The 8056-nt window shown below is 55.5% G+C and carries 6 protein-coding genes, 1 pseudogene and 1 riboswitch; of the genes and pseudogenes, 2 read left to right on the forward strand and 5 right to left on the reverse strand.

All coding sequences use genetic code 11. From position 1 onward, the window contains the following. Nucleotides 1–7: 7 nt before the first annotated feature. The gene (gene araB, locus FDW94_RS10790) at nucleotides 8–1717 is read right to left on the reverse strand and encodes a ribulokinase (RefSeq protein WP_137377567.1); all 1710 of its coding nucleotides are present in this window, start codon (nucleotides 1715–1717) and stop codon (nucleotides 8–10) included. A 339-nt stretch (nucleotides 1718–2056) separates the two neighbouring features. On the opposite strand from araB, the gene araC reads away from it, so the two are divergent. Together araC and FDW94_RS10800 are read left to right on the forward strand one after the other, a co-directional pair. Next, entirely contained in the window at nucleotides 2057–2902 is an 846-nt protein-coding gene (gene araC / locus FDW94_RS10795; RefSeq protein ID WP_003829586.1) for an arabinose operon transcriptional regulator AraC, read from the forward strand. 119 nt (nucleotides 2903–3021) lie between these two features. After that, entirely contained in the window at nucleotides 3022–3789 is a 768-nt protein-coding gene (locus FDW94_RS10800) for a DedA family protein (protein WP_003829584.1), read from the forward strand. Between the two features lie 97 nt (nucleotides 3790–3886). On the opposite strand, the gene thiQ is transcribed toward FDW94_RS10800, so the two are convergent. The 4 genes and pseudogenes from thiQ to FDW94_RS24100 form a co-directional block, all read right to left on the reverse strand. Continuing rightward, a complete protein-coding gene (thiQ, locus tag FDW94_RS10805) occupies nucleotides 3887–4585 on the reverse strand; it encodes a thiamine ABC transporter ATP-binding protein ThiQ (RefSeq protein ID WP_137377568.1) in 699 nt (232 codons plus the stop codon). Beyond that, the gene (gene thiP, locus FDW94_RS10810) at nucleotides 4569–6179 is read right to left on the reverse strand and encodes a thiamine/thiamine pyrophosphate ABC transporter permease ThiP (RefSeq protein WP_137377569.1); all 1611 of its coding nucleotides are present in this window, start codon (nucleotides 6177–6179) and stop codon (nucleotides 4569–4571) included. Before thiP ends, thiQ begins: the two co-directional genes overlap by 17 nt. Next, nucleotides 6155–7138, reverse strand: coding sequence for a thiamine ABC transporter substrate binding subunit (gene thiB / locus FDW94_RS10815; protein WP_008786184.1), 984 nt, complete (start codon nucleotides 7136–7138; stop codon nucleotides 6155–6157). Before thiB ends, thiP begins: the two co-directional genes overlap by 25 nt. A gap of 30 nt (nucleotides 7139–7168) precedes the next feature. Continuing rightward, a riboswitch (TPP riboswitch) is annotated at nucleotides 7169–7391 on the reverse strand. 47 nt (nucleotides 7392–7438) lie between these two features. Beyond that, nucleotides 7439–8056, reverse strand: a pseudogene (locus tag FDW94_RS24100) (transcriptional regulator SgrR); the annotation flags it as partial.

Here is an 8056-nt window from a genome sequence, read left to right on the forward strand (position 1 = left end):
CGTGTCCTTAATGTGTCAGGGTTGCCAGGTCTACCGGGGCTTGTTGCGCCGGAGCGGCAGTCGGAAGGTATTGCTGTTCAGCGCTTACTGCCCACTGCTGATAGCGGTGGTAAAGCTGTTCAAAACGTTGAGCCTGCTCTGGGCGAGGTTGCAGCGTGTTTTCCACGGCGCTTGCCATCTGCTGCTGAGCGGCAGGGATATCGGCGTGTACTTTCGCGGCAACGGCGGCGAAGATAGCCGCACCGAGTGCGCAGCACTGGTCTGAAGCGACAATCTGTAACGGACGGTTCAGCACGTCACAGCAGGCCTGCATGATGACCGGGTTCTTGCGCGCGATACCGCCAAGCGCCATCACGTTGTTAACCGCAATGCCTTGTTCGGTGAAGCATTCCATGATGGCGCGTGCGCCAAAGGCCGTGGCGGCAATCAGACCACCGAACAGCGCTGGTGCATCGGTTGCCAGATTCAGGTCGGTAATGACGCCTTTCAGACGCTGGTTGGCATTGGGCGTACGACGACCATTGAACCAGTCGAGCACCACCGGCAGGTGATCCAGCGACGGATTTTTCGCCCATGCTTCGGTGAGCGCAGGCAGCAGCTGTTTTTGGCTGGCTTTAATCTGTGTTTTCAGTTCCGGGTGCTGCGCGGCAAGCTGTTCCAGCGGCCAGCTCAGCACGCGGCTAAACCAGGCATAGATGTCACCGAATGCAGACTGACCAGCTTCAAGGCCAATAAAATTAGGTACCACGCTGCCATCAACCTGGCCGCAAATGCCTTTCACCGCACGCTCGCCAACGCTTTGCTTGTCGGCAATCAGAATGTCGCAGGTTGACGTGCCGATGACTTTCACCAGCGTGTTAGGCTGTGCACCTGCGCCGACCGCGCCCATATGGCAGTCAAAAGCGCCGCCTGCAATCATCACACTCTCCGGTAGCCCCAGACGCTGTGCCCACTCGGCGCACAGGGTGCCAACCGGCAGATCCGCGGTGAAGGTATCGGTAAACATTGGGTATTGCAGATGGCGGTTGAGGATGGGGTCGAGTTCGTCAAAGAAACTGGCTGGCGGCAGACCACCCCAGCTTTCATGCCACAGAGATTTATGCCCGGCGCTGCAGCGACCGCGACGAATATCCTGTGGGCGTACGGTGTTGGAGAGCAGGGCCGGAACCCAGTCGCATAGCTCAATCCACGAAACCGCAGCCTCGGCAACTGCGTGGTCCTGACGAGTGACATGCAGGATTTTGGCCCAGAACCATTCGCTGGAATAAATGCCGCCGATATAGCGGGAGTAATCGATCTTGCCCTGTGTATGGCACAGGCGGGTGATTTCTTCGGCTTCTTCTACTGAGGTGTGATCTTTCCACAGGACAAACATCGCATTCGGGTTTTCCGCGAACTCCGGACGCAGCGCCAGTACATTACCGTCTGCATCGATGGGTGCCGGGGTTGAGCCGGTACTGTCAACGCCAATACCGACCACTTCCGCGCGCTGCTCAGCGCTCAGTTCGGCCAGTACGGTTTTCAGCGCCGCTTCCATGGATTCAATGTAGTCGCGCGGATGATGGCGAAACTGGTTGTTTGGGCCATCGCAATACTGCCCTTCCTGCCAACGTGGGTACCACTCAACGCTGGTGGCGATCTCTTCGCCGGTGGCACATTCCACCGCCAAAGCGCGTACTGAATCACTACCAAAATCGAGGCCAATTGCAATCGCCATCGTCTTACTCCATCCAAAAATACGGGTATGGATAAACAGTAGTGAGTAGCGATAAAAACCGTCAGGCAGGATCCGCTAATCTTATGGACTAAAATGCTGTGGCATCACAAAGTGTGACGCTGTGCAAATAATCAATGTGGACATTTCTGCCGTAGTTATAGACACTTTTGTTAGCCGATTTTGACGTTGGCGTAGTACATGTTTTTTACAAAGAGCTTTTCACAAGCGGGGTTGGTGGTCCATTGCCGCAAATACAGCGGCCCGCAGGGGCGACAGCGATGATGTCTGGCGTAATATGGACAAATTGTTTCTTGGCAGGACATAGGGAGTATTGAAATTATGGCTGAAACGCAAAACGATCCCCTGTTGCCAGGTTATTCGTTTAACGCGCATTTGGTGGCCGGATTAACCCCCATTGAGGCGAACGGATACCTGGATTTTTTTATCGACAGGCCGCTGGGTATGAAGGGTTATATCCTCAATCTCACCATCCGTGGCGAAGGGGTTATCAATAATCAGGGCAAGCAGTTTGTCTGCCGGCCTGGCGATATTCTGTTGTTTCCACCTGGAGAAATTCATCACTACGGGCGCCACCCTGATGCCAGCGAGTGGTATCACCAGTGGGTTTACTTTCGTCCGCGCGCCTACTGGCAGGAGTGGCTGACCTGGCCGGCCATTTTTGGCCAGACCGGCTTTTTCCGCCCGGATGAAGCGCATCAGCCGCATTTTAACGAACTGTTTGGGCAGATAATTAACGCCGGGCAGGGAGAAGGTCGTTATTCCGAACTGCTGGCGATTAATTTACTGGAGCAGTTGTTGCTCCGACGTATGGAAGCCATCAATGAATCGCTACACCCGCCCATGGACAACCGCGTCCGTGATGCCTGCCAGTACATCAGCGATCACCTGGCGGACAGCAATTTTGATATCGCCAGCGTCGCGCAGCACGTCTGCCTGTCGCCTTCCCGTTTGTCGCATCTGTTCCGTCAGCAATTGGGGATCAGCGTATTAAGCTGGCGCGAGGACCAGCGCATCAGCCAGGCAAAGCTACTGCTGAGTACCACACGTATGCCTATCGCCACCGTAGGTCGCAATGTTGGCTTTGACGATCAGCTCTATTTCTCTCGTGTTTTCAAAAAATGTACCGGTGCCAGTCCGAGCGAGTTTCGCGCTGGATGTGAATAAAAAGTGAATGATGTATCCTGAAAGTTGTCATAACTCGCAATCTATTCAGACAATTGATGGCTTGACGAAGTTGAGAGGGGTTATCAAAATCCCTGCTTCGTAAATTTGACGGACACATTATGCAAGCATTGCTGGAACACTTTATTCTCCAGTCCGCCCTGTACTCTCTGATTGCCGTACTTCTGGTGGCTTTTTTGGAGTCGCTGGCGCTGGTTGGTCTGATTCTGCCCGGGACCGTGATGATGGCGGGGTTGGGCGCGCTGATTGGCAGCGGCGAACTGAACTTCTGGCATGCCTGGCTTGCGGGCATTGTCGGCTGCCTGTTGGGGGACTGGATCTCCTTCTGGTTGGGCTGGCGCTTTAAAAAGCCATTGCACCGTTGGTCATTCATGAAAAAGAACAAGGCGTTGCTGGATAAAACCGAGCACGCCCTGCATCAGCACAGCATGTTTACTATTCTGGTGGGGCGTTTTGTCGGACCGACGCGCCCGCTGGTGCCGATGGTAGCAGGCATGCTGGATCTGCCTGTCGCTAAATTTATCGTCCCGAATATTATTGGCTGCGTGCTGTGGCCACCGTTCTACTTCCTGCCGGGGATCCTGGCGGGAGCGGCAATTGATATCCCTTCTGATATGCAGAGCGGGGATTTTAAATGGTTGCTGCTGGCGACGGCGGTGTTGCTCTGGGTGGGCGGCTGGTTTTGCTGGCGGCTATGGCGTAGTGGCAAAGCGGCTGTTGATCGCTTAACGGCGTATTTCCCCCGCAGCCGTTTGCTGTATCTGGCGCCGTTAACGCTCGGGATCGGCGTGGTCGCGCTGGTGGCGTTACTGCGCCATCCGCTGATGCCGGTGTATATCGACATTCTGCGTAAGGTTGTAGGTTACTGACGATACCTTTGCCGGATGGCGGCTTCGCCTTATCCGGCCTACAAAATGTGCGACCTACAGGCCGGATAAGGCGTTCACGCCGTCATCCGGCAACGCATTATGCTTTAATGCCCAATAGCGCCGAGGCGCTGGCGTTGCCGCTTAACAGATCGTCCGTTTTGCCCTGCCACGCGATGCGCCCATCGGCGACTACCATCGAGCGGGGCGCAATTCGCGCCGCATCTTCTACGCTGTGAGAAACCATCAGTAACGTCAGCTGCTTCTCGCGACAGACTTCGGCGACCAGTGTTAGCATCTCCTGGCGCAGCGCGGGATCGAGCGCTGAGAACGGTTCATCAAGCAGTAAAATAGGTTGTTCCCGCACCAGACAACGCGCCAGCGCCACGCGCTGCCGCTGCCCGCCGGAAAGCTCACCGGGGAGGCGTTCCAGCAGAGAGTCGAGTCCCATTTGTTGAGCGATGTGGTGCATTTTCTCCCGCTGCGATGTGCTCAGCTTCAATCCCGGATTCAGGCCCAGGCCGATGTTTTGCTGTACGCTCAGATGGCTGAACAGGTTATTTTCCTGAAACAACATGGAAACGGGACGGCGTGAGGGCGGCGTGGTGGTGTGATCTTCACCGTCAATCATCATGGTACCGCTGGCAGGCGTGAGAAAGCCGGCAATCAGATTCAGCAGCGTACTTTTCCCGGCGCCGCTGGGCCCGAGTACAGCTATTTGCTCACCGCGCGTGACCGACAGCGTAAAGCGCATAGGCAAATGGTGATAAAGCCATGTGATATCAATCAGTTTTAACATTTCGACCCGGCAATTTCTCAATAACGGTAAACAGCGTAAAGCACAGGATCAGCAGTAATAACGCCGTAACTGCGCCATCCTGACTGCGATAAGAGCCAATCTGCTGATATAAATAAAACGGCAGGGTACGGAAATCCTCATTACCAAATAACGCCACTACGCCAAAATCGCCAATCGACAGGACGCAGGCAAACGCCATCGCCTGCGCCAGCGGGCGCTTCAGGGCGCGCAGTTCAACCACTTTCAGGCGCGACCATCCCTCAATGCCCAACGACTGGCACAACATATTGTAGCGCGCAGTGACGTCACGCATTGGGTTTTCCAGTACCTTCAGTGCATAAGGGATCGCCATCAGCGCATTGGTAAAAATGACAATGCCGTCGGCAGATTCAGGAAGACCAATGGTGTTATTGAGCAGCAGAAAGAAGCCGGTTGCCAGCACGATGCCCGGCATGGCGAGGATCATCATGCCGCTCAACTCCAGCATCTGACCTGCCAGCAGTTGCTGTCGGGCACGAAGTTCACGACTGCTCCATAACAGCATCATAGTGAGCACGACGCATAACGCTCCTGCTGCTAATGCGATGCGCAGCGAGGTTCCCAGCGCCTGCCACAGCACTGGCTGCATCAGTACATCCAGAACATGGCGGTTTAAGCCATCGACAATCACCGCCAGCAACGGCGGCAGTAACAGCAACAGGGCAAGAATAATCAGGATTGCGTCAGCCAGTCGGCTGTGCAGGCGATCGTCGGGATCGCGCCAGCCTTGTAACAGGGTAGCACCGGGAGCAATCGCCCGGCTCAGACGTTGGCTGAGGAGCACCAGCGCCAAACAACAAACCATCTGGATCAACGCCAGCATGGCTGCGCGGGCAGGATCGTAATCAAAATTCAGCGCCTGATAGATAGCCAGCTCGATGGTGGTGGCCTGTGGCCCGCCGCCAAGCGACAGAACGGTGGCGAAGCTGGCGAAGCACAGCATAAAGATGAGTGCCGCGACGGGCAGGATCTGACGACGCAGCCACGGCCATTCAACAAAACGGAAGAAATGCCAGCCACGCATACCCAACTGAGCGGCTAACTGCCGCTGTTCGCCGGGAATATTCTCCAGCGACTGTAACAGCAGGCGGCTGGCCATCGGCAGATTGAAAAAGACATGCGCCAGCAGAATGCCCTGCAAACCATATGGCGAAAACGTCCACTCCAGCCCGAATGTATGCCAGAGCGAGGCCAGCCAACCCTGGCGGCCGTAGACGCTAAGAATACCGAATACCGCGACCAGCACTGGCAGGATTAACGTCATCGCGCACAGGCGCAGCAGCGCCAGACGTCCTGGAAAACGGCGACGATAGAGCGCTCTGGCAAGGAAAATCGCCGGGACAACCGACAACACTGCGGATAAAAAAGCCTGCCAGAAAGAAAAGCGCACCACGTGCCACAGGTAGTCATCTTGCCACAGCGAGAGCCATTCTCCCTGCGGGGCGTTAAACCACAGTGCCAAAAATGCGGCCAGGGCAACGGCCACCATCAGCGTGGCGGCGGTAAGCCCTGGAACCAGCCAGCCGGGGATTAACGGCTGACGGCGCGTTGCCATTCGCTAATCCATGCCTGACGCTGGGCCGCAACCTGCTGCGGCGTAAATTCCAGCGCGGTGGCCGGTTTATTCAGTTGCTCGAATCCTGGCGGTAGGGCGACTTGCGTCACGGGATACATCCAGTTGCCGGTCGGAATCGCATTCTGGAATGCCGGGGATACCATAAACTTCAGGAATTTCTCGGCCAGTTCCGGCTGCTTGCTGGCCGCGGTACGGGCGGCGACTTCCACCTGCAAATAATGGCCTTCGCTAAAGTCGGCTGCGGCGTAGTTGTCTTTTTTATCGGCGATGATGTGATAGGCCGGAGAGGTGGTGTAGCTGAGCACCAGATCGCTTTCACCTTTCAGGAACAGGCCGTAGGCTTCGCTCCAGCCCTTGGTGACGGTGACGGTTTTGGCTGCCAGTTTCTGCCACGCCTCTGGCGCTTTATCGCCATAGACTTTCTGCATCCATAGCAGCAGACCCAATCCCGGCGTGCTGGTACGCGGATCCTGATAAATGACGCGCCATTTTTGGTCGCTCTCTACCAGTTCTTTCAGGCTTTTGGGCGGATTCTTCAGCTTGTTCTTATCATAAACGAAGGCGAAATAGCCGTAGTCAAACGGAACGAAGGTATCGTTTTTCCAGCCCCCGGGTACGTTAACGGCGTCGTTTGCAACACCACTTTTGGCAAACAGTTTGGTTTGCGTGGCCGCTTCCAGCAGGTTGTTATCCAGACCCAGCACGACGTCGGCTTTGCTGTTCTTTCCTTCCATGCGCAAGCGGTTAAGCAGCGAGACGCCATCTTCCAGCGCGACCAGTTTTAGCTCGCAGTTGCAGTCAGCTTCAAAGGCTTTTTTGATTGTTGGGCCCGGGCCCCAGTCAGCTGCGAACGAGTCGTAGGTATAGACGGTCAGTACAGGTTTAGCGAAAGCAGGCGCTGCGCACAGCAGTAAAAGCGGAAGACATTTTTTAAACACTTTGCACCTCAAGAGTTGGGTGGCAAAGGACTTGAGATAAGCCTCAAATCCCTTCGCCGGCATTATCCGGATCAGGTTCGACGGGTATCTCTCAGCCCATACACTTCATCATTCACGCTGCCTCTGTGTTGGCAGCGCTCGCTCACCCCAGTCACATAGTTATCTATGCTCCTGGGGACTCACTCGCTTGCCGCCTTGATGCATCATGAATGATCTTGTGTATGTTTTTTATTTAGCACCCCGTTGAGAACGGCGTTAGTGTAGTGATTTTGTTGCCGGGCAGCAATTAAGAGCTGGCTCTTATGGATCCGGCGGCGCAAACCACGCCGATTTAAAATCAAACCAGCCGAGGGTATTCATGCGCAGCCCGCGCATGCTTCGCTGTCCCTGAATGATCAGCCAGTGGTGGATCAACGGCACAATGGCCTTTGTGGCGAGCAGCTGTTGGCACCATGCCGCCAGGCTCATTTCGCCCGTTCGCCAGCGAGCCGCATCGTTTTCCCAGTCACGCGAGATACAGTTTTGCAGCAAAGGGACTTCGCACAAATGGGCGAACAGTGAGAAGTCCAGCGGGAGGGTAAAGTTGGCGCTGTTGAGCCAGATATCGCTGACGATTTCACCTGCATGCCACTGATCGTAGTCGATCTCCTGAATATTCAACTGTACCTGATGCTGCGCCAGCAACGTTTTCATGATCTGCGCGATAATCCGGTGTTCGATATGATCGCGATAGTAGGTGATTGTCAGCGTTTCCAGCCCGGCGGGTTTTTCACCATGGCCTGGTTTGGCGTGATGCCAGCGGGGAAGCAAACCGTAGGCGGGAAACCACAACCGCTGGTACTGTTCATCGGCGTGGCAGATTAAATTTGTTGGCGAGAGAACGCGGCTTGCCCACTCGCGAACCTCCTGGTTCGCGCC

The sequence above is a fragment of the Citrobacter sp. wls757 genome (assembly GCF_005280935.1).
Classification (GTDB): domain Bacteria; phylum Pseudomonadota; class Gammaproteobacteria; order Enterobacterales; family Enterobacteriaceae; genus Citrobacter; species Citrobacter portucalensis.